General features: G+C 67.7%; 29 protein-coding genes. 15 read left to right on the top strand and 14 right to left on the bottom strand.

Going from position 1 to position 23,580, the window contains the following annotated elements:
* On the bottom strand, nt 1-642 hold the full coding sequence (locus ACIA12_RS20135; RefSeq protein WP_396368539.1) for a MerR family transcriptional regulator: 642 nt from the start codon (nt 640-642) through the stop codon (nt 1-3).
* A gap of 85 nt (nt 643-727) precedes the next feature.
* Here ACIA12_RS20135 and ACIA12_RS20130 point away from each other — a divergent pair, with 85 nt between their 5' ends.
* Nucleotides 728-1,135 (top strand): hypothetical protein, encoded by a 408-nt coding sequence (locus ACIA12_RS20130; protein WP_396368538.1) that lies wholly within the window; start codon nt 728-730, stop codon nt 1,133-1,135.
* On the opposite strand, the gene ACIA12_RS20125 is transcribed toward ACIA12_RS20130, so the two are convergent.
* A complete protein-coding gene (locus tag ACIA12_RS20125) occupies nt 1,125-2,093 on the bottom strand; it encodes a helix-turn-helix transcriptional regulator (protein WP_396368537.1) in 969 nt (322 codons plus the stop codon). The genes ACIA12_RS20130 and ACIA12_RS20125 overlap by 11 nt on opposite strands.
* 63 nt (nt 2,094-2,156) lie before the next feature.
* On the opposite strand from ACIA12_RS20125, the gene ACIA12_RS20120 reads away from it, so the two are divergent.
* A complete protein-coding gene (locus tag ACIA12_RS20120) occupies nt 2,157-3,467 on the top strand; it encodes an FAD-binding oxidoreductase (RefSeq protein ID WP_396368536.1) in 1,311 nt (436 codons plus the stop codon).
* A gap of 3 nt (nt 3,468-3,470) precedes the next feature.
* Here ACIA12_RS20120 and ACIA12_RS20115 read toward each other — a convergent pair whose 3' ends face one another.
* The 6 genes from ACIA12_RS20115 to ACIA12_RS20090 all read right to left on the bottom strand — a co-directional run bounded on the left by ACIA12_RS20115 (nt 3,471) and on the right by ACIA12_RS20090 (nt 8,220).
* A complete protein-coding gene (locus ACIA12_RS20115) occupies nt 3,471-3,866 on the bottom strand; it encodes a RidA family protein (RefSeq protein ID WP_396368535.1) in 396 nt (131 codons plus the stop codon).
* Between the two features lie 59 nt (nt 3,867-3,925).
* On the bottom strand, nt 3,926-4,825 hold the full coding sequence (locus ACIA12_RS20110) for an alpha/beta hydrolase (RefSeq protein ID WP_396368534.1): 900 nt from the start codon (nt 4,823-4,825) through the stop codon (nt 3,926-3,928).
* Nucleotides 4,826-4,897: 72 nt separating this feature from the next.
* The gene (locus ACIA12_RS20105) at nt 4,898-5,506 is read right to left on the bottom strand and encodes a hypothetical protein (protein WP_396368533.1); all 609 of its coding nucleotides are present in this window, start codon (nt 5,504-5,506) and stop codon (nt 4,898-4,900) included.
* A 26-nt stretch (nt 5,507-5,532) separates the two neighbouring features.
* A complete protein-coding gene (locus ACIA12_RS20100) occupies nt 5,533-6,024 on the bottom strand; it encodes a protein phosphatase (RefSeq protein ID WP_396368532.1) in 492 nt (163 codons plus the stop codon).
* 107 nt (nt 6,025-6,131) lie between these two features.
* The gene (locus tag ACIA12_RS20095) at nt 6,132-7,208 is read right to left on the bottom strand and encodes an ABC transporter ATP-binding protein (protein WP_396368531.1); all 1,077 of its coding nucleotides are present in this window, start codon (nt 7,206-7,208) and stop codon (nt 6,132-6,134) included.
* Between the two features lie 124 nt (nt 7,209-7,332).
* Entirely contained in the window at nt 7,333-8,220 is an 888-nt protein-coding gene (locus ACIA12_RS20090) for a LysR family transcriptional regulator (RefSeq protein ID WP_396368530.1), read from the bottom strand.
* An 82-nt stretch (nt 8,221-8,302) separates the two neighbouring features.
* Here ACIA12_RS20090 and ACIA12_RS20085 point away from each other — a divergent pair, with 82 nt between their 5' ends.
* From ACIA12_RS20085 to ACIA12_RS20075, 3 genes are read left to right on the top strand one after another with little or no spacing between them, the layout of a single operon-like run.
* Entirely contained in the window at nt 8,303-9,538 is a 1,236-nt protein-coding gene (locus ACIA12_RS20085; RefSeq protein WP_396368529.1) for an MFS transporter, read from the top strand.
* 21 nt (nt 9,539-9,559) lie between these two features.
* The gene (locus ACIA12_RS20080) at nt 9,560-10,270 is read left to right on the top strand and encodes a dienelactone hydrolase family protein (protein WP_396368528.1); all 711 of its coding nucleotides are present in this window, start codon (nt 9,560-9,562) and stop codon (nt 10,268-10,270) included.
* Nucleotides 10,271-10,274: 4 nt separating this feature from the next.
* Complete coding sequence (locus tag ACIA12_RS20075) at nt 10,275-11,216, top strand: hypothetical protein (RefSeq protein ID WP_396368527.1); 942 nt, start codon at nt 10,275-10,277, stop codon at nt 11,214-11,216.
* Nucleotides 11,217-11,219: 3 nt separating this feature from the next.
* On the opposite strand, the gene ACIA12_RS20070 is transcribed toward ACIA12_RS20075, so the two are convergent.
* Entirely contained in the window at nt 11,220-12,161 is a 942-nt protein-coding gene (locus ACIA12_RS20070) for a cupin domain-containing protein (RefSeq protein ID WP_396368525.1), read from the bottom strand.
* Nucleotides 12,162-12,253: 92 nt separating this feature from the next.
* Between ACIA12_RS20070 and ACIA12_RS20065 the strand changes: the two genes are divergently transcribed.
* From ACIA12_RS20065 to ACIA12_RS20035, 7 genes are all read left to right on the top strand, one after another.
* Entirely contained in the window at nt 12,254-13,102 is an 849-nt protein-coding gene (locus ACIA12_RS20065) for an NAD(P)H-binding protein (protein WP_396368524.1), read from the top strand.
* Nucleotides 13,099-13,635, top strand: coding sequence for a DUF1772 domain-containing protein (locus ACIA12_RS20060; protein ID WP_396368523.1), 537 nt, complete (start codon nt 13,099-13,101; stop codon nt 13,633-13,635). Before ACIA12_RS20065 ends, ACIA12_RS20060 begins: the two co-directional genes overlap by 4 nt.
* Nucleotides 13,632-14,474 (top strand): alpha/beta fold hydrolase, encoded by an 843-nt coding sequence (locus tag ACIA12_RS20055; RefSeq protein WP_396368522.1) that lies wholly within the window; start codon nt 13,632-13,634, stop codon nt 14,472-14,474. Before ACIA12_RS20060 ends, ACIA12_RS20055 begins: the two co-directional genes overlap by 4 nt.
* 10 nt (nt 14,475-14,484) lie before the next feature.
* Entirely contained in the window at nt 14,485-14,811 is a 327-nt protein-coding gene (locus ACIA12_RS20050; protein ID WP_396368521.1) for a hypothetical protein, read from the top strand.
* A gap of 2 nt (nt 14,812-14,813) precedes the next feature.
* Complete coding sequence (locus tag ACIA12_RS20045) at nt 14,814-15,125, top strand: hypothetical protein (protein ID WP_396368520.1); 312 nt, start codon at nt 14,814-14,816, stop codon at nt 15,123-15,125.
* A 33-nt stretch (nt 15,126-15,158) separates the two neighbouring features.
* The gene (locus tag ACIA12_RS20040; protein WP_396368519.1) at nt 15,159-15,599 is read left to right on the top strand and encodes an SRPBCC family protein; all 441 of its coding nucleotides are present in this window, start codon (nt 15,159-15,161) and stop codon (nt 15,597-15,599) included.
* Between the two features lie 100 nt (nt 15,600-15,699).
* Nucleotides 15,700-17,001: an erythromycin esterase family protein gene (locus ACIA12_RS20035; RefSeq protein WP_396368518.1), complete on the top strand. Its 1,302-nt coding sequence runs from the start codon at nt 15,700-15,702 to the stop codon at nt 16,999-17,001.
* Between the two features lie 59 nt (nt 17,002-17,060).
* Here the strand turns inward: ACIA12_RS20035 and ACIA12_RS20030 are convergent, their stop codons facing one another.
* Both ACIA12_RS20030 and ACIA12_RS20025 read right to left on the bottom strand, forming a co-directional pair.
* A complete protein-coding gene (locus ACIA12_RS20030; RefSeq protein WP_396368517.1) occupies nt 17,061-17,885 on the bottom strand; it encodes an ABC transporter permease in 825 nt (274 codons plus the stop codon).
* Nucleotides 17,882-18,856, bottom strand: a complete 975-nt coding sequence (locus ACIA12_RS20025; protein WP_396368516.1) for an ATP-binding cassette domain-containing protein — start codon at nt 18,854-18,856, stop codon at nt 17,882-17,884. Before ACIA12_RS20025 ends, ACIA12_RS20030 begins: the two co-directional genes overlap by 4 nt.
* 88 nt (nt 18,857-18,944) lie before the next feature.
* Between ACIA12_RS20025 and ACIA12_RS20020 the strand changes: the two genes are divergently transcribed.
* Entirely contained in the window at nt 18,945-19,913 is a 969-nt protein-coding gene (locus tag ACIA12_RS20020) for a helix-turn-helix transcriptional regulator (RefSeq protein ID WP_396368515.1), read from the top strand.
* 43 nt (nt 19,914-19,956) lie between these two features.
* Nucleotides 19,957-20,445: a VOC family protein gene (locus ACIA12_RS20015; RefSeq protein WP_396368514.1), complete on the top strand. Its 489-nt coding sequence runs from the start codon at nt 19,957-19,959 to the stop codon at nt 20,443-20,445.
* Nucleotides 20,446-20,459: 14 nt separating this feature from the next.
* On the opposite strand, the gene pip is transcribed toward ACIA12_RS20015, so the two are convergent.
* Nucleotides 20,460-21,398, bottom strand: coding sequence for a prolyl aminopeptidase (gene pip, locus ACIA12_RS20010; protein WP_396368513.1), 939 nt, complete (start codon nt 21,396-21,398; stop codon nt 20,460-20,462).
* Nucleotides 21,399-21,502: 104 nt separating this feature from the next.
* Here pip and ACIA12_RS20005 point away from each other — a divergent pair, with 104 nt between their 5' ends.
* The gene (locus ACIA12_RS20005) at nt 21,503-21,991 is read left to right on the top strand and encodes a MarR family winged helix-turn-helix transcriptional regulator (RefSeq protein WP_396368512.1); all 489 of its coding nucleotides are present in this window, start codon (nt 21,503-21,505) and stop codon (nt 21,989-21,991) included.
* On the opposite strand, the gene ACIA12_RS20000 is transcribed toward ACIA12_RS20005, so the two are convergent.
* Together ACIA12_RS20000 and ACIA12_RS19995 are read right to left on the bottom strand one after the other, a co-directional pair.
* A complete protein-coding gene (locus ACIA12_RS20000) occupies nt 21,944-22,615 on the bottom strand; it encodes a 2OG-Fe(II) oxygenase (protein ID WP_396368511.1) in 672 nt (223 codons plus the stop codon). The genes ACIA12_RS20005 and ACIA12_RS20000 overlap by 48 nt on opposite strands.
* Before the next feature lie 34 nt (nt 22,616-22,649).
* Nucleotides 22,650-23,471, bottom strand: a complete 822-nt coding sequence (locus tag ACIA12_RS19995; protein WP_396368510.1) for a UbiA prenyltransferase family protein — start codon at nt 23,469-23,471, stop codon at nt 22,650-22,652.
* Nucleotides 23,472-23,580: the final 109 nt, after the last annotated feature.

The following is a 23,580-nucleotide window of genomic DNA, read 5'->3' as shown; positions in this document are numbered from 1 at the left end:
TCACCTGGGCGCGTCGGAGGACCACCTCTTGGCGGAGATGGATTCGTGGGCCAGTAGGCGGAGGCTGGAGATGAGGGTTTCGCCGAGGATGGTGCCGAGGATGACGCTTTCGGCTAGTTCGTCGGGGGAGGGGCGGGTTTCGACGGCGGCGACTTCTAGTTCGGTGAAGGTTTCTACGGCGGCGGCGTAGGAGTCGAGGAAGTTCACCAGATGGTCCTGGTGCAGGGTGCGCAGGGCGGCGACCGTCTCGATCAGGGTGTTGAGGGCCGGGGCGTCGGCATGGACGGACCAGCCTCGGGACGCGAGCAGGTCCTGTACCTGGGTAGTCGCGGAGTCGTGCGCCTCCGAGGTCGAGGTGAGCTGCCGTTGCGGGGTGATGGCGTAGTGGGCGCGGCCGATCTTGTCGTGGAGCGACATCGTGTTCGAGTCGAGGCCCTCCAGTACCTCCTTCACGCGGGCAACCGGTACCTGGCCCAGGTCGACCAGGGCGCGGATCAGGCGGAGTCGGTGCAGGTGGGTGTCGTCGTACGACGCCTGGTTCGGGCTGGTCAGCTCGCCTGGGGGCAGCAGGTTCTCGCGGAGGTAGTACTTGATCGTCGGCACCGGCACCCCGGAGATTCGGCTCAACTCTGCGATCCGCATAAATGCGTTGCCTTTCTCTGGTCTGTGATGGATAGTAGCAGTATCCATAAACGGATACCGTCACTATCCATACAAGGAGCAGGCCATGCAGTTGACCGACGCGTCCCGGATCATCGCCGGAGCGATCCTGCTCACCATCGTCACGATCCAGTTCGGTGGCTGGTTCATGACCAAGATCGTCCGTGGCGACGTGCCGATGACCGACTTCCAGAAGTCGTTCGCGCGGGCCGGTCACGGCCACGCCGGCGTTCTGGTGATCCTGAGCCTGGTCGGACTCCTGTACGTCGACCAGACCAGCCTTCAAGGCGTCTGGATCTGGCTCGGCCGGCTCGGCATCCCAGTCGCGGCGATCCTGATGTCTGGCGGCTTCTTCGCCTCGTCAGCAGGCAAGGGCCTGACCAAGCCGAACCAGTTCATCTGGGTGCTCTGGCTGGGTGCTCTCTCCCTGGCGGTCGGCGTCGTGACCCTCGGCCTGGGCCTGATCACGGCCTGACCAAGCGCGCCCCAACCGTCCGCAACAGCGCCGCGGCCTCGGGCGACGCCTCCAACGTGTAGTCGGCGCCGGAGGCAACGATCGCCGCGACGTACTGGACCAGCATCCCGGCGGAGTCGGCACTCAACCGGTACTCGCATCTGTCCGGCCCGAGCGGCGAGATCGTCCCCGGCGAGCCGTGGAAGAAACTCCGGCGGACCTCGTCGGCCGGCAGTTGCACGACCATCCGTACACTGTGCCGGTACTCAGCACCCGCAAACGATTCGGCGAGATAGGTCGCCGCGTCGGCCGCGGGCAGGTCGCGCGCAGTGAAGTGATGCCGGGTCGGCGCCAGGTCGCCGATCCGGTCCACCCGGAACGTCCGCCAGTCGTCGCGCTCCGGATCGAAGGCGAGCAGGTACCACTGGCCGACCACAGACACCAGTTGCGTCGGCTCGACCCGCCGCCGGCTGTCGTCCCCCCGTCGATTTTTGTAGCTGAAGGCAACGATCTCCAGATCCCGGCAACATGCAGCCAGTACTGCGAGCAGCCCAGGATCCACTCGTGGAGCACCTTCCCGCCCGACCACCTCCGCCGCACCGACGGCCGCCACCGAAGGCCGCAATCGAGCCGGCAGGACTCGCTCGAGCTTGGCCAGCGCGCTCATCGAGCTGTCCGCGATCCCGCTGACGCCACTCGCCGCGGCACCGGCCAGTCCGATCGCCACCGCAACGGCTTCGTCGTCATCGAGCACCAGCGGCGGCACATTCTTGCCGGATGCGAGCCGGTACCCGCCCGCAGTACCGGTTGTCCCTGTCACCGGGTAGTCGAGAGCTCGCAGGCGCTCGACGTCCCGGCGTACGGTGCGATCGGTGACGCCCAGGCGCTCGGCCAGCTCGCTGCCGGACCACTCGCGGCGGCTCTGCAGCAGCGCGAGCAGCCGCAGGAGTCGCCCGGGCAGATCCTTCCGCGTGCTCATGGATCTCAGATTCGCACAGCCTGCGGACAAGATGTGTCCGGAAGCGCCTCTAGCGTCGGTCACATGATTACCGGAAAGCACTGGACCACAGACACTCCCGGGTACGACGAGGAGCGGCTCGGCTTCCAGCGGCGCGAACCCCATCGGCCGGCTCACATCGTCGGCGCCACAACTCCCGAGGACGTGCAGCGCGCGGTCCGGTACGCCGGCGAGCACGGCCTCACGATCGCGGTCAAAGCAAGCGGCCACGGACACGGCACTCCGCTCGACGGCGGGCTCCTGATCACGACCACCCGCCTCAACCGGGTGACCGTCGATGCGCAGAACCGGACCGCCTGGGTCCAGGCCGGGGCGACCTGGCAGCAGGTGATCGAGGCGAGCGCGCCGCATGGACTCGCGCCGTTGTCGGGCAGCTTTCCCGGCGTCACCGCCGTTCCGTACACCCTCGGCGGCGGCCTCGGCCTGATGGCGCGACGCTATGGCTTCGCCACCGACCACGTCCGCCGGATCGAGGTCGTCACCCTCGACGGCGAGCTGCGCAAGGCCGAAGACGACCCCGACCTCTTCTGGGCCCTCCGCGGCGGAGGGGGCAACTTCGGCATCGTCACCGCGATGGAGATCGACCTGTTCCCCGTCCCGATCCTCCACGGAGGCAGCCTGTACTACGACCTCGCGACGACCCCCGGCGTCCTGCAAGCCTGGCGCGACTGGACCCGCACAGTCCCCGACTCAGTCACCTCAGCCGTAGCCGTGCTCCCGTTCCCCAACATCAAACAGATCCCGGCCGCACTCCGAGGCAAGTACATCGCCCAAATCCAACTCAGCATCATCCCGGACGGTCTCGATGCCCCCGCGCTGGTCAGCAACCTCCGCGGCGCTCTTGGCGAGCCGCTCGTGGATACGGTGGGCGACCTGCCGTTCAGCGAGTCCGGGCGGATCTTCGACGAGCCGGGTCGGCCCGATGCCTTCAGCTCCCGGAACGCCCTGCTGAGCGACCTTGACCCTGAAGCCCTTGCCAGCATCCCCAAGCTGGCTGGGCCGGGTGCGGCGGTGATGTGTGTCGTCGGCATCCGGCACCTTGGTGGTGCGCTCTCGCAGAAGCCGGCCGTCGAGAACGCGATCGGGCACCGCGACGCGCAGTACTCACTGACCGTCCTGTCACCAGGAGAGGACGACCTGCGAGCCGTGCACGACGAGATCCTCGCGCCCTGGTCGAAGGACGCGATCGGCCGGTCGCTGAACTTCAGCATGGGTCCGCTCACCGACGACGAACTCCGGTACGCCTTCGAGCCCGCCGACCACGACCGGCTCAGGTGGCTCCGTGGCGTCTACGACCCACACGGCCTGCTGCAAGCCAACCACCCGATCAACTGACCGTCACAAAGCAGCGGTGACGTCGATCTCCACCAGCTGGCCGGGGAAGCCGAGCTGGGCGACGCCGAGGAGCGTGCTCGCGCTGGTGAAGGCCGGCGCGAGCGGCGACTCGTTGAGCTGCGTCCATACCGCGCTGAGCTGCTCGCGGTCCGCGCTGACCACGTAGATGACCGTCCGCACGACATCCGCCGGACCAGCGCCGGCTGCCTCGAGCGCGAGCAGGATGTTCTGAATCACCTGCTCGGTCTGCCCGCTCAGCCCACCCTTGGCCAGCTCACCCGACGGCCGGAGCGGGCACTGCCCCGCCAGCATGATCAGCTCATCAGCGCGGACCTTCGTCACATGGTGATAGCCGGGAGTCGCGTGCAGGGCCGGGGGATTGGTGCGCTCGATCGTCACCCTCAGAGCAAACGCTCCGCCGCGGCCACCGTCAAACGGATATCTCCATCTCCGGAATATCACCCACTGACCACATTGGACACCAGATGCTTTGTCAGGAAGGTGATTTCAGCCTCGGCCACGACGTCGTGCTGCTCCAGGAAAGGGGCATAGTGCCCACCGGGGACACGAAGGAGTTCTGCGCCAGGTGCTTGCGCGGCAGCGTCGACAGAAGGCTGAGCCAGCGCCGTCTGATCCTGGTCGGCGACGACGACGAGCAGCGGGATCTTCACTCGCGAGGCAGCCCGGCCGGGTCGATAGGCGGTGATTCGGAGCGCCGACCGCGCGGCGACCGCCTGGATCCACTCGTTGTATTTGTTGCCCGGGTTAAGAGCTTCGTTCGTACGCAGCGAGTCCGGAGTCGTCAGGAGCGCAACCGTGCCAGGCGGCCCGACCAGCGGAACGAGCAACGGCGGCCGCCCGATCAAGCTGCCGAGCGCGTCAGCCAAAGCGCGCCCGGCAAACCGCAGCATCGCCAACGGCTTCTGGTGCCGTGCCGCATTGCGTGACGCAGCAGGTCCATCCGCGTTGGGCGTCTGCGCGATCGCGGCGGCCAACTGCGGATTCCGCGCGGCGATCGGGAAGATGTAGCCACCCGACAACGAGAAGGACCAGATCGCGACCTTCTCGACCCCGGGCAGCTCAGCGGCGTACGCGATCGCGGTCTGCCAGTCGGCCAACTGCTCACCCACCCGAGCCACCTGCCGCGGAGAGCCCCCGCTCTCCCCGAACCGCCGATAGTCGAAGGCCAGTACGCCGAACCCGGCGCGCTGGAACCGCGAGGCGAACAGGTCCGTGCCCGGCTCCTTCGTCACCCCGAAGCCGCCGGCCATCACCACACACCCACCGTTGGTGCCTGGGTAGTACCAGGCCACGCACTCCGCGTCCCCGCTGACGAACCGCACCGACTCGCGCTCCATGACGCACCCCACCTCTGACGAAAGCTCTCCGATGCCAGAAGTGAACCATGTGGTTCGCAAACTTGTCGAGGCCTAGGTCCTGGCCTCCTCGTGGTCGAGGGCCCGGCTCAACGCGGCGAAGCCGGACTCGATCCCGGGTCCGTCGCCGCTGGTCCGCCACTCGATCAGGAATCCACGCAGGACGGCGAGAATGAACTCGGACACCTGGTGCTTGCGCTCGTCCGGCCACTGTGGCGGGCAGATCGAGATCAGCGCGGGCAGGTAGCGCACCGACGCGGTCCGGGCGAGTTCGGCGTACCGGGCGGAGTCGTACATCGCGAGGCCGATCGCCTGGTCGAGCACCCAGGACTCGTCGCCGACGAGGACCGGCCACATCGCCCGTACGCGACCAGCCAGTGTCGAGTCCGCCAGGTCGGCGGCGGCCAGGCTGCGGTCGATCCGTCGCTCGCGCAGTTGGAGCACGGCCTGGGTGAGCAGGTCTTCGGGTCCGTCGAAGTAGTAGAGCAACACCTTGTGCGTCGTACCGGCGGCCCGGGCGGCACGGCGCAGTGAGAAGTCGACCAACCCGTTGGCTCCGACCTCATCGGTCACGCGCTCGAGCAGTTCGCGCCGCCGCGCCTCACCACGCGCCGACCCGGCCGACCGCCGATAGCCCGCCTTCTCCGGAGCAACGTCATCCACCTGCGTGACAGTAGCCAATCTCCAGGTTATGAACGACTTGGGCGAGCCTCGAAGCGCCGCACGTAACGCTTCTGCCAAAAGGTTTCCACCGCCTTGGCGTGATAGTTCGCCCGCACGTAGGCCACCGCATCGGCCGACGCGACCCCATCGAGCACCGCCAAGCAGGCCAGCGCAGTACCGGTTCGTCCGCGCCCACCCGCGCAGGCAACCTCCACCCGTTCATCACCCGCTCGCGCAAGCGCCCCTACCAACGCGTCCCGGGCATCCCGATCATCCGCAGGTAGCCGGAAGTCCGGCCACACCACCCACCGAGACTCCCACGGAACCTCAGGCGGCTCCTTCCCCAGCAAGTACACCCCGTACGCCGGCAACGCTCCCGCCGGCACCCCGTCGCGAACCCCACGCCCCCGCACCAACCGCCCCGAAGGCAGCCTCAACACCCCGGCCCCACCCAACTCCCACGTCTCCACCCCGCCGACGCTAGCGCGTCCCCAGCCCACTGCCCTCCGCCCCGACATCTGAGGGGTGAACCCCCGACGTTGTGGGTTGTCACCCCTGCATACGGGGTGACAACCCTCCATTTGAGGGGTTGACCCCTCAAATGGAGGGGGCGGAGGGGGAGGGATCAGGCGGTGATGCGGAGTTCGGTGGACTTGGAGAAGAGGTGGAGGTTCTCCGGCTGGGGGGCGAGGTGGACGATGGCGCCCTTGTCGTCGTGCAGGCGGGTGCCGACGCGGGCGATGATCTGCTGGTCGTCGGTGTGGACGGCGCTGCCGTAGAGGTAGGCGTCGGAGCCGAGATCCTCGATCACCGAGACCTTCACGGCGAGGCCCTCGTCGGCCAGGTGGAACGACTCAGGCCGGATGCCGAGCATGATCGTCGTGTCGTCGCCCGCCTTGGCGAGCAGGTCGCGGGCGATCGGCACCAGGTAGTCGCCGATCATCGCGCCGCCGTCGACGATCCGGGCCTCGATCAGGTTCATCGCCGGCGAGCCGATGAAGCCCGCGACGAACAGGTTCTTCGGGGCGTCGTACAGGTTCAGCGGGGTGTCGACCTGCTGGAGCAGGCCGTCCTTCAGAACGGCCACCCGGTCGCCCATCGTCATCGCCTCGATCTGGTCGTGCGTGACGTAGACCGTCGTGACGCCCAGCCGGTGCTGCAGTTCGGCGATCTGGGTTCGGGTCTGCACCCGGAGCTTGGCGTCGAGGTTCGACAGCGGCTCGTCCATCAGGAAGACCTGGGGATCACGCACGATCGCGCGCCCCATCGCGACCCGCTGGCGCTGCCCGCCGGACAGGGCCTTCGGCTTGCGCTCGAGGTACTCCTCCAGGCCGAGCAGCTTGGCGGCTTCGGCGACCCGCTTGGCCCGCTCTTCCTTGTGGATGCCCTGCATCTTCAGCGCGAAGCCCATGTTGTCCGCGACCGACATGTGCGGATAGAGCGCATAGTTCTGGAACACCATCGCGATGTCGCGCTCTTTCGGCGGGCTGTTGGTGACGTCGCGGTCACCGATGTAGATCGATCCTTCGTTGACCTCTTCGAGGCCGGCGAGCATCCGCAGCGCGGTCGACTTTCCGGAGCCCGACGGCCCGACCAGTACGACGAACTCGCCGTCCTGGATGTCCAGGTCGAGCTTGTCGACGGCGGCGAGCTCGGTGCCGGGGTAGATCCGGGTTGCTCCCTTGAACGACACAGTGGCCATGTCGCTGACTTCCTTTCCTTCGCCGGCAGGAACGTGCCGGACGATCCGTAGCAAAGGCCCCCAGGAGTGGGTGTCTACCTCGAGCGTACGTCGAGTTGGTGATGTATCAACAAAGTGGCGTACGTCACGTCCGGACCGAGGCCGCCATCAGGTCCAGCAGCGCGGTCACCGCCCGGCTCGGCCGCTTGCCGGCCAAGGTGATCGCCGACAACGTCCACGTCAGTCCCGCATCCGCCAGCGGCAACCGGACCACGCCGGGCACCTCCTCCAGGTCGATCTCCGGTACGACGGCAACCCCCAGCCCCGCCCGCACGTAATCCGGAACGGTGGTCAGATCCGGTACCTCCACCTGAACCCGCCGAGGGATGCCGGCCTGATCGAAAGCCCGATCCACCGCCTTCCGATTCCCGAACCCGCGCAGCATGTCCACGAACCGCTCCCCGGCCAGCTCCGTCAGCCGAACCTCACCCGCCCCGGCCAGCCGATGCGAAGACGGCACCAGTACTACGAAGTGCACCGTCGCCAACTCGCGCGGCTCCAGCCCTGTCAGCTCCGCCGCCGGCAACCCGACCAGCGCGACGTCGAGCCGGCCGTGCCGCACGTCGTCAGCCAACCCGCTCGACCCGGTCGGCGAAGTCGTCACCTGGACGTCGACCAACGGATAGCGCTGGTAGAAGGCGCCCAGCAGCGAGGCCAGGTCGACGAGCCCGAGCCTGGTCATCGTGCCGATCCGCACACTGCCGCGCAGCCCGGTCGACGCCTCCTCGACGACTGCGCGAGCCCGGTCCAACGCCTCCAGTGCAGCCTTCGCCTCGGGCAACAGGGCCTCGCCGGTGTCCGACAGCGTCACCCGCCGGGTCGACCGATCGAACAGCGTCGTCTTCAGGTCCGTCTCCAGCGCGCGGATCGCGGCCGAGACGGTCGACTGGACGGTGAAGAGCCGCTGCGCCGCCCGGGTGAAGCTCAGTTCCTCCGCGACCGCGACGAAATACTCCAGTTGTCTGCTGTCCACAACCTCAATTATCGCCATGACCGATAAGACAGTGCAAGAAGATTCGTTGGACTCGATAGATCAACGAGAGCAATCTTGAAGCATGACAACTCTTTCCGGCGCCCGTTCGCTCGACAAGGCCGGTCCGCGCGTCCAGTTCGCGCACAGTGCCGGCTTCTGGATGATCGCTGTCGCGTTCCTGATCACGATGGCGTTCTCGACCGTCCCGACCCCGCTCTACGCCATCTACCAGCGCCGGGACGGTTTCCCGACTTTCCTCATCACGGTCATCTTCGCCGCCTACGCGGTCGGCGTGATGGTCAGCCTGTACCTGGCCGGCCACGTCAGTGACTGGCTCGGCCGTCGCCGGGTCGCCCTGCTCGCCGTACTGGCCGAGGCGCTGGCCGCCGTGGTCTTCCTGCTCTGGCAGGACGTGCCCGGGTTGCTGCTCGCTCGCTTCATCAGCGGTGTCGGCGTCGGCGTGCTGACGGCGACCGCGACGGCTCACCTGTCCGAGCTGCGACGGATCTCGCGGCCGGACGAGGACCCGAGCCACTCCGCGCTGATCTCGTCGATGGTGAACCTGGGCGGGCTCGCGTTCGGTCCGCTCGTCGGCGGGCTGCTCGCGGAGTACGGATCGAAGCCGCTGGATCGTCCGTACGAGCTGTTCCTCGTGCTGTTGCTGCTGAGCGCCCTCGGTATCGCGCTGGTGCCGGAGACCGTCGAGCGGCTGGAGGAGCGTCCGGCGTACCGGCCGCAGCGGGTCGCGTTGCCGAGTGCTGCCAAGCCGCAGTTCTTCGCCACGGCGGTCGGCGCGTTCGCGGCGTTCGCGATCTTCGGACTGTTCACCTCGCTCGCGCCGACGTTCTTGGCCGGCACGCTGCACCACACCTCGCGGCTGCTCGCAGGCGTCGTGACGTTCGTGGTCTTCATCGCGGGAGCGGCCAGCCAAGTGCTGTTCGTACGGTTCAGCCGCCCGTGGCAGCTTCGGCTCGGCCTGGTCCTGATGTCTGTCGGTCTGGTCGGAGTAGCGGTCGGCGGTCTGGTCCCCAACCTGTGGCTGTTCGTCATTGGCGGCGTGATCGCGGGTGCCGGCGTCGGCCTGGTCTTCCGTGGCGCGGTCGCTACCGCGGCTTCGCTGGCCGACGCAGGTTCACGCGGCGAGGTGCTCGCCGCACTCTTCCTGATCGCGTACGCCGGACTCGCGCTCCCGGTCCTCGCCGTCGGTGTCGGCGTCGCCCTGCTCCCGGACCAGCTCGCCCTGCTGATCTTCTCCGCGATCATCTTCATCCTCGTCAACGTGGCCGGCCAGCGGATGCTGAAGGCCAACCGGACCTGAGGTTCGGTTAACCTCCGACGCGTGGACATTGACGCGAGTCAGGTACAGGTCGGAGAGCAGAGCGCATACCTTGCCCGGCCGGCCGGAGTGGCCGCCGGGCCGGGGATGTTGCTGTTGCCGATGATCAAGGGGATCGGCGAGCAGCTCCGGAACTGGGCGGACGAGTTGGCCGGCCGCGGGATCACGGCGCTGGTCTGGGATCCGTTCAAGGGGCGGAGCAGCGACAACTCGACGATCGACGAGTTGGCAGAGCTGCTCGCCGGTCTGGACGACGACACCGTCCTCGCCGAGCAGGTCGCGCTGCTGGACCACCTGTTCGGCGAGCTGGGCTGCACCAAGGTCGGTACGGTCGGCTGGTGCCTCGGCGGCCGGTTCGCGTTGTTGCTGGGGGCAAGGGATCACCGGCTCGCGAACGTGATCGCGTTCCACCCGACGGTGCCGTCGGAGCTCAAGCCCAATCACTCGTACGACGCGATCGCGGACTCGATCGGGATCACCGCGCCGGTGCTGATCGCCTACCCGGGCGCCGATGCCGCCGTACCTGTCGCGGACTTCGAGGCGTTGCAGACGGCGTTGCAGAGTCGGGAGACCGGGGCGACGATCACCCAGTTCTATCCCGGTGCCGAGCACGGTTACACCGACAGTGCCCGCCAGGACAAGCAGGTGAATGCCGACGCCTACCGGCTCTCTTGGCCGCAGGCGCTCGCGTTCATCGACGCCACCACCGCCTGAGTAAATGGCGCAGGGGTACAGCCGCAATCCCGCGCTGAGCCGCCGGATGAACCGCTTCTTCCGGCGGCTCGCCCCCACTCCGGAGCTGGTCGCCAAGGCCTACGCGAAGCGATTCATCACCGGTCCGGACGGACTCCGCTGGCGGCAGGGCGAGCGCTTCGCCGTCTCCGTCGTACCGGCCGCCGACGAGTGGCTGCTCGAACGCACCCGCTTGATCGTCGACACCCTGGTATTGCCCGATCACCGGCCGGGGGCCTTCCATCCGCTGATGGTGGCGAGCAGCAACCAAGCGCCGCTGGACGACCCGATGACGCTCGAGCCCGAACGCCGCCGCAACTACACCGAGATGCAGCTCGGCATCCACACTCCGGATCTGACCGCACTCGGCCAACGCATCCTCACCGCGGAGCCCTTGCTGCGCGCCGGAATCATCCATCTGATCCCCAACTACGCCGACCGCTCGACGACCTACGCGGACCACCGCAAGGCCGGCCGCACCGACCCGAGCCCGCGCGTCCTCGCGACCACCTTCGTCCAAGCCGACCGGCTCTTCGTCGACACCGGTCCCGTGCCACCCGAGAGCTGGGCGGTCAAGCACCTGCTCACCACACAGCTCCCGTACGCCGAAGCCGTCCAGCCACTCGAATTCGACCGAGCTCTCCAGGCGAGCTGGCCGGGCTTCGACTCCTACCGTCGGCAGCTGCGGACGGCGAACCCGTCGAAGCTACCGGCCCTGCTCACCGCCGCGGAGCCCGTACTCCGCGCCGCATTCCCTGGCCGGGTGAAAACCGTCGAGGCCACCCTGGTGAGCGTCGACCACGGCGCCTTCGTCAACGCCTACCTGCCGTCCCGCACGACCGGCGACCTCTGGAACCGCATCGCCGAACCACCCGTCTTCGAGCCGTACCTCCCCACAACAGACCTCGCCTGGATCCTCAACCGCTGACTCTCAGGCCGCGGTGCTTGCTCGACGGTGTGCTGTCGGACTCGTGCCACGGACCCGCTTGAACGCCACGCTCAGCGCGAACGCATTCGCATACCCAACCTTCCGTGCGATCGACTCGACCGTCTCGGTCGTCTCCCGCAACAGGTCAGCGGCCAATGTGATCCGCCACCCGGTCAGATAAGCCATCGGCGCCTCCCCGACCAGTCCACTGAACCGCCTGGCCAGGCTGGCCCTCGACACCCCGGTCCGGTCGGCCAGCTCGACCACACTCCACGGATGCGCCGGATCCTCGTGCAACAGCCGCAACGCCAGCCCGACCACCGGATCGCTCTGCGCCTGGTACCAACCCGGCGCATGCGACTCGGGCCGCGCGAACCACGCACGCATGGTCGTTATCAACGCAAGGTCGAGCCACCGATCGAGCACCGACTGCTGGCCCGGCTCGTCTCGCTGGATCTCGCCGAGCACGATGTCCATCACATGCCCGGCGACCTCCGCGGCCGGCACGACCAGTACCGGTGGAAGCGCGGCGAGCAGTCGCCGGCCGACATCGCCCTCGAACTCATAAGTGCCGCTGACCACCATCGCCTCGCCGTCCGGCCGACCGCCGTACGTCCGGACGCCGAGCCGCGCACTGTAGTCGATAGGGGCCCCAGGCAACGGTTCGCAGATGCCGCCGGGATGGATCCGCAGGTTCGGCACGGTGTCCGGCCGGTCGGCCACGACATACGGCTCGGTGCCGGACATCACGGCGACGTCGCCTTCCTCCATCCGGACCGGCGGCTGATCGCCGCGGACGATCCAGGCGGAGCCGCGGACCAAGGTCGCGAGCGCGAGCGGCGCCTCGTCGACGATGTCCAGACCCCAGGGCGGATCCAGGATCGTCAGGTTGAAAACGCCGCCGCGCGCCCGGGTACCGGCGAGCAGATCATCAAGGACGTCCATGTCAGCCACCCTACCCCCGGATGAGACTCTCAGACATCGGATTGCGCCAGACAACCATGGTTTGTCTCACCCTGCCGCGATGAACTTAAGCCATGACAACAACGAACCCGTTCCTGATCATCGGCGGCAAAGGCAAGACCGGCCGTCGCGTCGCAGAACAACTCGACGCTGGTGGCGTCCCCTACCGGCTGGCCTCGCGGTCGAGCGAGCAGCGCTTCGACTGGTACGACGAGAGCACCTGGTCGCCGACGGTGGCCGGTGTCGACACGGCGTACCTGGCCCCGCCGGTCGGCCCGACCGGGCTGGCCCAGGCCGGGCGATTCATCCAGCAGGCGGCGGCCGAAGGGCTGCGCCGGGTGGTACTGCTGTCCGGTCGCGGCGTCGGCAGCCCCGGCCGCGACTTCGCGGTCTATGAGAGCAGCGTCGACCTGGAGAACTCGGTCCGTGCGAGCGGCGCCGACTGGACCATCGTCCGGCCCGCCTGGTTCGCGCAGAACTTCAGCGAGGACTTCCTGCTCGACTACGTGCTCGGCGGCGAGATCCGGCTGGCGGCCGGTGACGGCGGCGAGGCCTGGATCGACACCAACGACGTCGGTGACGTGATGGCGGCAGCCCTGCTCGACGAGCGGCACACTGGCCAGACCTACTCGCTGTCCGGGCCGCGCATTCTGACCCTGGCCGAGGTCGCCGCCGAGTTGTCGACGGTCACCGGCCGGCAGGTGAAGTACGTGGATCTCGAACCCGGGGAGTTCGTCGCCGAACTCGCCGGCTTCGGGCAGCCGCTGGAGGACTGTGAAGCAGTCCGCGATCTGTTCGCGGTGATCCGCAACCACCGTTCGGAGTATCTGTCGGACGGCGTTCAGCAGGTACTCGGCCGGGCTCCCCGTGACTTCGCGGACTGGGCGCGCGAGACCGCGAAGACCGGGGTGTGGTCGGTATGAACCTCACCAAGCTCCTCACCCTGAGCGCCCTTGTCGGCAGCGCGCTGATGACCGGGCTGTTCTTCGCCTTCGGTACCGCGGTGATGAGTGCGCTGGAGCGGATGCCGGCCGGCCAGGGCGCGACCGCGATGAACCTGATCAACGTCAGGATCCAGAACCCGCTCTTCCTGCTGGTCTTCTGCGGCACCGCGGTGATCTGCGTGGCGCTCTCGATCACCGCCCTCGTCAAGAACACCCCGGGCAAGTCATGGGTGCTGGCCGGCGCCGCTCTCTACCTACTCGGCGTGATCGTGCTCAGCTTCGCCGTCAACATTCCCTTGAACGACCAGCTCGCCGCGGTCGACCCGCACTCCGCGGCCGGTACCGCGGAATGGCTGAACTATCTGGCCAAGTGGAACCCGAGCAACAACATCCGCGCCATCACCAGCAGCCTTGCCGTCATCGCCTTCGCCCTGGCCCTGCACGCCGGCAATTCGAAGAACGTGGAAACGCACCATTCGTCGGCCCCCTCCGCAACTACCGTCGGAGCATGACGAGCCTCCTTCCTGTGAACGGCGTCGAGTTGTGTGTCGACACCTTCGGATCCCCCGCGGACCCAGCGATCCTGCTGATCCACGGGGGATCCGCGTCGATGGACCACTGGGAGCCCGAGTTCTGCGAACGCCTCGCGGCCGGTCCGCGCTACGTGATCCGGTACGACCACCGCGACACCGGTCAGTCGACCACGTACGAGCCGGGCGACCCGAAGTACACGGGAGCGGACCTGGTCGCGGACCCGATCGGCATCCTCGACGCGCTGAAGATCGACAGGGCGCACCTCGTCGGCCTGTCGATGGGCGGTGCCATCGTGCTGCAGCTCGCCGTCGAGCACCCTGACCGGGTCGCCTCCATCACCGTCTCCTCGACCAGTCCCAGCGGCCCGTCGGATCCCGATCTGCCGCCGCCGAGCGAGAAGCTCAGCGCCAGCTTCTCCGACGACACCCCGATCGACTGGTCCGACACCGAAGCAGCCCTCGACAAGCTGATCGCGGACGACCGCCTGTACGCCGGTTCGCTCCCGTACGACGAACCCGCCCGCCGCGCCCTCTACGCGCACGCCTTCGCCCGCAGCATCAACCCGGCCTCGGCCGCGAACCACTGGGCGGTCACTCCCGGCGGCAGCATCCGCCACCGCCTCGGCGAGATCGCAGTACCGGCCCTGGTCCTGCACGGCACCGAGGACCCACTCTTCCCACCGGCCCACGGCGAAGCCCTCGCCCGCGAGATCCCCGGCGCCCGCCTGGTCCTGCTCGAAGGCGCCGGCCACGAAATCCCCAGACCCACCTGGGACACCGCCATCCCCGAAATCCTCGCCATCACCGAAGCCAGCTAGGTTTCCGCCCATGGACCCGCTCACCTTTGACTACGAAGACCTGCACTTCCGCGTCGATCGGGGAGTGTTCGAGGCGTTCAACCTGATCGGCAACCAGCAGACCTATCGCATCCCGCTGGAGTGGCTCGCTGTCCTGGTCTTCTTCAAGAAGCCCGGCAAGCCCGGACAGCTGTTCATCGGTTCGGTCAAGGACGCGACCGCCCCGCTCTACGGCACCGACCGGCTGGCCATCCGCTCCGCCGCCACGTCCGCACTCCAGATCTCGACCGCCGACGAGCTACTCTTCCGCGACTACTTCACCAAGGTCGCCACACTCGCCAACCGCCGGGTGGTCTGACGATGCTCTTCGAGCACGATGACGTCTACCTGCACGTGGAGAACGGGATTCTCGAGTTGTTCCGGCGGAACCGGATCATCGGGTCGTACCGGACGCCGGTGAAGTGGGCGAAGGTCCGGGCCGAGGCGCGGAAGGGTGGGCTGACCCGGCTGCACTTCGGCAACGTCGACGAGTTGGACGAGCCGCTGTACGCGAGCACCACCAAGCACAGCCACCTGCTTGCGACCGTCGAGATCCAGAGCGGCGACGAGCCGCTGTACCGCGCCTTCTTCACTGAGTTGGCTCGTCAGGCCGACCGCCGGGTCGGTGCATAAGTTCGGGTTGAGCGGACCGGTAGCGTGGCGGAGGTGATCACCATCGAGCGCGTTGTCACCGTGGAGAAGCCCGTCGAGCGGGTTTTCGCCTATCTGTCCGACTTCGAGACGACCACCGAGTGGGACCCCGGGACAGTGTCGACGGTGAAGGCGGAAGGCGACGGCGGGCCGGGTACGAAGTACCGGAACAAGTCGTCGTTCGCCGGCCGCGAGACCGAGCTCGAGTACGTCGTACAGCAACTCGAGCCGGGCCGTGTCTTCCAGCTCCGTGGCGAGAACAAGACCGTCAACGCCCTCGACACGATGACGTTCCGCGCCACCGACTCCGGCGGCACCGAGGTCACTTATCGCGCCGAGTTCGAGTTCAAGGGCGTCACCCGGCTGATCGAGCCGCTCTTCAAAACTCAGTTCAAGAAGCTCGGCGACGAGGCCGAAGCAGGTATGCGGACCGCACTGGAGAAGCTCGAAGGGTAGAGCTGGGGCCACCTCAGGCTGGGGTGGCTGCGGGATGGGGTGCGCAGGTCCGCCCGGACAGGGTTGGAAGTACTTGATTCCGACTCTCCGGAGGACTTTGATGAAGCGGCTCCTGGCGCTCCCCGCCTTGCTTGTTGCGGCAGCGCTGCCCTTGTCCGCGGCGACCGCGGCGCCACCTGACCCGGTGCCCGCGCTGAGCCGCGCGGCGCATCCGATTCGCAGTACCGATGCGAGCAGCAGTCTGCGTGATCTGAGACCGCTGGCCTCGATGGTCGGCAGCGCGCGCGTCGTCGGTGTCGGCGAGGCGACCCACAGCTCGAGTGAGTTCCTCACGCTCAAGCACAAGATCTTCCGCGAGCTGGTGGAGCAGAAGGGCTTCACCACCTTCGCGCTCGAGACCGCGTGGAGCACGGGTCTCGACCTCGACCGGTACATCGTCAGCGGGGTCGGCGATCCGCGCGAGATCATGCGGCGCGACTTCCAGGCGTCGTACAAGTTCTGGAACGTGCAGGAGTACCTCGATCTGATCGAGTGGATGCGCTCCTACAACCGCACCCACTCGCGCAAGCTGCACTTCGTCGGCGATGACCTCGGCTACGCGAGCCCCGCTCTGCTCGACCGCGTCATCGACTACGCCGGCAAGACCAGCCCTGCACGGCTCCCCGAGATCAAGAGCCTGTACTCCGGTATCCGCTCCGACGCCGAGTACGAAGCCTGGGCTGCGGCCTACCTCGCCAAGCCGCTTGCTGACCGGGTCAAGCTCGAGGCGGCGGCGCGGCGGGCCGTAGTACTGGTCGAGTCGTTGCCGCCGAGCCCCGAGCGGACCTGGGCGGCGCAGCATGCCCGGGCGATCTGGCAGGTCGCGAAGTTCTTCTCCTTCGACGTCACCGACCCGAAGGTGTTGCCGAAGGCGATGTACTTCCGGGACGAGTCGATGGCGGCCAACACCGCGTGGTGGGCGCGGACGACCGGCGCCAAGGTGATGCTGTCCGCGCACAACGGGCACATCGCCCTCGAGACGGGATCGCCGGCCGACTACCCGAAGTCCCAGGGCACGTTCCTGCGCGAGCAGCTCGGACGCGACTACCTGACCATCGGGACGTCCTTCGACCACGGTTCCTTCAACTCGCAGGACATCTCCAACGGTGAGCTGAAGGTCTTCACGCTGCCACCGGCGGCGCCGGGCAACAACGAGTACACGCTCGACAAGGTCCCGTACCGCGACTACCTGGTCGACCTGCGGCGTCTGCCGGCCAGTACTCGCGCCTGGCTCGACGTACGCCGTCCGACCCGCGACATCGGCACCGGCTACCCGACCCCCGACTCGCCGATCCGGCTCGGGCAGAGCTACGACCTGCTCATCCATCTCAACCAGGTCACCGCTGCGCATCTGCGCTTCTGACCTTCCGTAAAGAAGGACCCGAGGCGGGTGCCTCGGGTCCTTCAACCGTGCAGAGTCCGTCAGTCTGCTGAGCGGAGCATCGAGCGGATGCCGACGGTCAGGCCGAGGGTGACGGTGACGAGGGCGGCGAGCCAGCCCCACAGGACCGCGGTCGAGGTGACGTGGCCGGAGAAGAGAGTGCGCTCGGCGTCGACCAGGTAGGACAGCGGGTTGAACTTCGACGCCACCCGCATCCACTCCGGCCCGGTCTCCAGCGGCAACAGCATCCCCGACAGGATCATCAACGGGAACAGGAACGTCTGCTGCACCACCCAGAACATCCACTCCTGCTTGCGTACCGCGATCGCCAGCGCATAACTGAACGACCCCAGCCCGACCCCGAACACCGCCAGCAGCGCGAGCCCCACCAGCGCGCCCAGCGGGTGCAGGTCGAATCCGAACGGCGTCATCACCGCGATCACGATCACCGCCTGCCCGAACAGCGGCACCATCTCCTTCAGTGCCCGCCCGATCAGCAGCGACGACCGGGACAGCGGCGTGACCAGCATCCGTTCGTGCGCGCCGGTGACGAACTCCGTCAACAGATTCGACCCGGTTGTCGAGGTGCCGAACAACGTCGTCATCACCAGGATGGACGGCACGAACCACTGCCAGACCCCGCCGTCGAGCGAACCGCCGAGCGATCCCGCGAGCAGCGGGCCGAACAGGGCCAGGAAGACCAGCGGCTGGATCATCCCGAAGATCAGCGAGAACGGGTCGCGCAGTACCGGCTTCAGCTCCCGCCGCATCACGAAGGACGTGTCGCGACCGAGCCTTCCGATGGGATTCCGGCTGACCGGCTCGACGGTCGTGGAGGTGGTGGCGGGAATGGTCAAGGTGGTCATGCTGCGGCCTTTCCGGTGGAGTCGGCCTCGCGCAGGCTGCGGCCGGTGAGATTGAGGAACACGTCGTCGAGCGTCGGCCGATGCACCTGAGCAGTGCCGACCGGTACTGCGTAGTGCTGCGCCTCCGCGATGAGTTCGGGCAACGCCCTCGGCCCGTCCGGGACGCGCACGGTCAACCGGTCGTCCTCGGCAACTACTTCCCTTGCCCCAGGCATCTTGTGCGCCAACTCGGTGAGCTTGGCGAGGTTGCCCGGCGCGACCGTGACGACCAGTTGGTCGCCGGCCAGGTCGGCCTTCAGTGCGTCGGCGGTGTCGTCGGCGATCACCTCGCCGTGGTCGACCACGACGACCCGCTCGGCCATCGAGTCCGCCTCGTCCAGGTAGTGCGTGGTGAGCACGATCGTCATCGCATGCTCGGCGCGCATCCGCAGGATGTGGTCCCACAGGTTGGCCCGGTTCTGCGGGTCCAGCCCGGTCGACGGCTCGTCCAGGAACAGCAGTCCGGGCGCGTGCACGAGTCCCATCGCGACATCCAGCCGGCGACGCTGCCCGCCGGACAGTTCGGACACCTTGCGCCTGGCCAGCTCGCCGAGTTCCAGCGACTCCAGCAGTTCGCCGGTACGCCGCTTCGCCGCCCGCTGGTCGAGCCCGTAGATGATGCCCTGGCCGTAGAGCTCGTCGCGGACCCGTTGCGAGTGGCCCGCGCCGTTGCCCTGGCCGACGTACCCGATCTGCCGGCGGACCAGGCTCGGGTGGGTCGTCACGTCGTACCCGGCGACCTTCGCCGTACCGGAGGTCGGGGCGATCAGGGTGGTGAGCATCCGCAGGGTGGTGGTCTTGCCTGCGCCGTTCGGGCCGAGCACGGCGACGAGCTCGCCCGGCTCGACGTCCAGGCTGATGCCGCGAACCGCGTGCACGGTCTCGGTACGGCTCACCACGAAGTCCTTGGTGAGTTCTCGGGTGCTGATCACGATGTCTCCTTGGTCGGGGGCCTCTTGGAGACGACATTTCCACCAGTAGAGGACAGGTTCTGGCCGTTACCCGTGGCAATCTGAACTCATGTCCGAAACCTCGGCTCGACTCCTCTCGCTGCTGTCCCTGCTCCAGGCGCGCCGCGACTGGCCGGGCGCGCTGCTGGCCGAACGGCTGGAGGTGAGCCCGCGCACGGTCCGCCGCGACGTGGACCGCCTGCGCGACCTGGGCTACCCGGTCCGCGCGAGCAAAGGGCCGGACGGCGGCTACCGCCTCGACGCGGGCGCCGACCTGCCCCCGCTGCTGTTCGACGACGACCAGGCGATCGCGGTCGCCGTCGCCCTGCAGACTGCGACGACGACGGTGACCGGCATCGAGGAGGGCGCTCTGCGCGCGCTTGCCACGGTCCGCCAGGTCATGCCCGCGCGCCTGCGCCAACGCGTCGACGCGCTCCAGGTCACCACGGTCGACAAGTACGCCGATTCGCGCCGGATCAAGGTCGACTCGGATCACCTGATCGCCATCGGCACGGCCCTGCGCGCTCACGAAGTACTCCGCTTCGACTACGCCTCACCCGGCGCCACGGAGGACGAGTTCGTCCCACCCCGCAAGGTCGAGCCCCACCACCTCGTCACCTGGGGCGGCCGCTGGTACCTGGTCGGCTGGGACCTCGACCGCAACGACTGGCGCACCTTCCGGGTGGACCGGATGCTCCCCAAAACCCCCACCGGCCCGCGCTTCACCCCACGCGAACTCCCAGCCCCCGACATCTCCACCTACATCTCAGACCGCTTCCAGCCCCAGAACCAATGGCCCTGCCGAGGCAGCGCCATCCTCCAAGCCAAAGCCTCCGACATAGCCCGCTGGGCCGGCCGCGACGCCCTGGTGGAAGAACTGACCCCCACCACCTGCCGCCTGACCCTCAGCGCCTGGTCCTGGACCGGCCTGGCCGCCACCTTCGGCATGTTCGAATCCGACCTAGATTTCGAAGGCCCCACCGAACTGAAACAAGCCGCCCACCAACTAGCCACCCGCTACACCACAGCAGCTTCTTGAGTAGCGGCCAGAAGCTGGCCTCTACTGTGGTGAGACTTGAAGTATGACTGAGAACCCGGGTGGCAAAGGAACTGTTACTCCGTACGTCGCGGTGCGTGGGGCGGTGGAGTGGTTGGAGTTCGTCGAGCGGACCTTCCAGACGGAGAAGGCGTTCGTGGTGCTGAACGAGGACGGGACTGTTGGGCATGCCGAGATCACGGTGGGGGACTCGGTGTTGATGGCGTTCGATGCCAAGCCGGACTGGCCGGATACTCCGAGCCTGTTGAGTGTGTTCGTGGATGACGTCGACGCTGTGCTGGCGCGGGCGTTGGAGGCTGGGGCGGCGGTGGTGACCGACGTGACGACGTCGCGGATCGTGGGGGATCGGGGGTGCCGGATCAAGGATCCGCAGGGGAACATCTGGTGGTTGCAGACGCACCTGTACGACGTGGATCCGGCGACGTTGCCCGAGTTGTTCGCGGACCCTGCCGAGATCGCTGCGATGAAGGTGCTGCAGGAGTCGTTCGACGCGGAGATGCGCAGCAGGCGTTAGGACAGCTGCAGAGGTCAGCTCGGCGCGAACTTGTCGATCGCGGCCGTCACCAGCTCCGAGACGCTTGCTTTTCCAGCGCCGTGGCCGGCGTCGCCGACGATGTGCAGTTCGGCGTCCGGCCAGGCCTGGGCCAGCTCCCAGGCGGTGTCCGGCGGACTGCTGATGTCGAGCCGTCCGGTGATCAGCACCCCGGGAATCCCGGCCAGCTTGCCGGCGTCGCGAAGCAGCGCGCCGTCCTCGATCCAGGCTGCGTGACCCCAGTAGTGCGACACGAGTCGCGCGAACCTCAGGCGGAAGACGGGGTCCTCGTAACGCGGATCCGGCTTGTAGCCCTGGTACGTCGACACATGCGTGTCCTCCCACTCGCACCAAGCCCTCGCCGCCCGGTCCCGTACCGCCGGATCGGGATCGTGCAGCAGCCGGCTGTAAGCGAGCGCGAGATTCCCGTCCCGCTCCTCGGCCGGTACGACGTCCCGAAAGCGCCGCCACTCCTCGGGAAAGACCCGGCCCATCTCCCGGGTGACCCACTCGACCTCGCGCGGAGTCGTGCTCGTGACGCTGAACAACACGATCTCCGAGACCGCCGACGGATGCTGCTCGGCGTACGCGAGGGCCAGTGTCGCGCCCCACGACGCACCCAGCACCAGCCAGGTCGAGATCCCGAGGTGCTCGCGCAACCGCTCGATGTCCGCGACCAGATGCCAGGTCGTGTTGGTGCTCAGGTCAGCGTCCGGCTCCGCGGCATCCGGCGTACTGCGACCGCAGCCGCGCTGATCGAACAACACCACCCGGTACTTCGCCAGGTCGAAGAATCGATACCAGAACGCGCCCGCTCCCGACCCCGGCCCGCCATGCAGCACGACGGCCGGCTTGCCCTCGGGGTTGCCGCAGACCTCCCAGTAGACGAGCTGCCCGTCGCCCACGTCGAGCATGCCCTGGTCGTACGGCTCCATTGAGCTGCCTCCATCGGTCGCTGGGTTGTAACAGTGCTGTTAGATTACTCCCGCTGGTCAATGCGGGGCGGAGGTGTTCATGTCAATGCGGGGCGGAGGTGTTCGTGGAAGGCGCGATCGGTACCCGGTTACGGCACGTGCTGGAGCTGCTCGACGGTGACGTGGCCAAGGTCTACGTGGACGCCGGCCTGCCGGAGTACCGGCCTCGCTTCTCGCCGATTGTCCGGACGTTGGTGGCCGAGGGCCCGTTGTCGATCCGGGCGCTGGCCGCGGCGGTCGGGGTGACGCATTCGGCCGCCAGCCAGACGGTTGCCCAGCTCAACCGTTCCGGGTTCGTCACGCTCGAGCCAGGCGAGGACGCGCGGCAGCGGATCGTGCACCTCACCGACAAGACGCGCTCGCTGCTGCCGACCATCGAAGCGGAGTGGCAGGCGACCACCACCGCGCTGGCCGAGCTGGACGCGGAGCTCTCGGCGCCGCTCGCTCAGATCCTCGACGAGGTGGTCGCCGCCGTCGAGCGCCGGTCGTTCCGCCTGCGCATCGACTCAAGCGGCATCGTGAAACACGAGACCGAGAGTGTGCCGGATCCCTGACCGGACAGTACTCACGCCGTGCCGCACCGGTGAGGCGGACCAGCCGCGAGCCGACTTCACCGGACGATCACGCGTGGTGAAGATCAGCCCCTGCCCCTGAGGCAGCATGGTGACGGTACCGCGTGACTGAGCCCGCGGCCGCTGCTCGACGAGCAGGAACTCGCCACCTTCGTGGTCGACGCCTGGCCTGTTCAGCCCGATCACGATCTGCAGCGGGAAGACGAGCTCGCCGTAGAGGTCGCGATGCAGGGCGTTCCAGTCACCGGCCTGGTACTTGAGCAGGATCGGCGTTGGCTTCGTCTGCCCCGCGCGGTGGCAGTCGTCGAGCCACTCCTCGAGAGTGTCGGGCCACGGTGCCGGCCGGATGAGCTTGGCCGCCCATTCGCGCGCGACCGGCAGCAGTTGCGGGTAGAACTCCTCGCGGAGCTTGGCGACGACGTCGGGCAGCGGGTGATCGAAGTACCGGTACTGTCCCGAGCCGAAGCGGTAGCGGGCCATGTCGATCGTCGAGCGGAACCGCCGCACCTCGTCGTACAGGCCGGCGATCTCCACGCACTGCTCCGGCGTGAGCAGTTGTCCGGTCAGCGCGCAGCCGTGCTCGTCGAGCTCTTCTCTCCAGTTCATACCGATGGAACGCCCGGCGGCGTTGCCGTGTGAGTCAGAGGACGCCGGTGTAGGTGAGCGCGAAGGTCCCACACGGCAGCAGGAACAGCGACGCCAGGATCACCACACCCTTGAACGTCATCCCCGGCCCGATGAACCGCCGGTACGCCGCGACGAGCACCGGCACCATCACGATCTCCAGCGCGAGCATGCTCCGCGGGATCACCGCATCGAGAGCCGCCAGTACGACGGACAGCCCTGCCGCCGCGATCCAGAACGCAAACCCCAGCCGGTACGTCGCTCGCGCACCGAGCCGCACCGCGATGGTCCGGTACCCGGCCGATCGATCCGCGTCGAGATCCGCCAGCGTCGTCGGCAGGTACAAGCCGATCGCCGCCAATGTCCCCTGCAATGCCATCACCCAAGGGAACCCATCCAGCTCGGGCCGCACGGCAGCCCACCCCGCCAACGGCCCGAAAGTCCCCAACGCCAGCGAGTTCGCTGCCACGTCGAACCCCGCCCGAGTCTTCAACCGCACCGGCGGCACGCTGTACGCGAACCCCAACACCACCGCCAGCAACACCCCGAGCGCAAACACCCATCCGACGAAGAAGGCAACCCCAACCGAAGCCACCCCAGCCCCCACCGCAAGCCACTTGGCCTCAGCCGACGTCACCCGCCCATCCAGCAACGGCGACTTCGACTTCCGCGGATTGAGCAGATCCCCAGCCAGGTCGTACGCATCGTTGACAGCCAACACCGACAACCAAAGCAGCGGCCCCAGCACCACCGCCCCCACCAACAACCGAGGCCAGTCACCAACCGCAGGCACCAGCCGATGCGTAGCAAGCAGCACCCCGACGTAGTACGGCACCACCGAAACCACCCAAAACGCCGGCCGCCCCACAGCCAGTACATCTTGTACCCGTGGTACTCGAACAACCCTTGGTCCCACCAGTGTGGTCACACAAACCACACTGCTCCTA

The sequence above is a fragment of the Kribbella sp. NPDC051620 genome, assembly GCF_044453825.1.
In the GTDB taxonomy this organism is placed as follows: Bacteria; Actinomycetota; Actinomycetes; order Propionibacteriales; family Kribbellaceae; genus Kribbella.
Note: the sequence above shows the minus strand (reverse complement) of the source record. Positions and strands in the feature narration are given on the sequence as shown.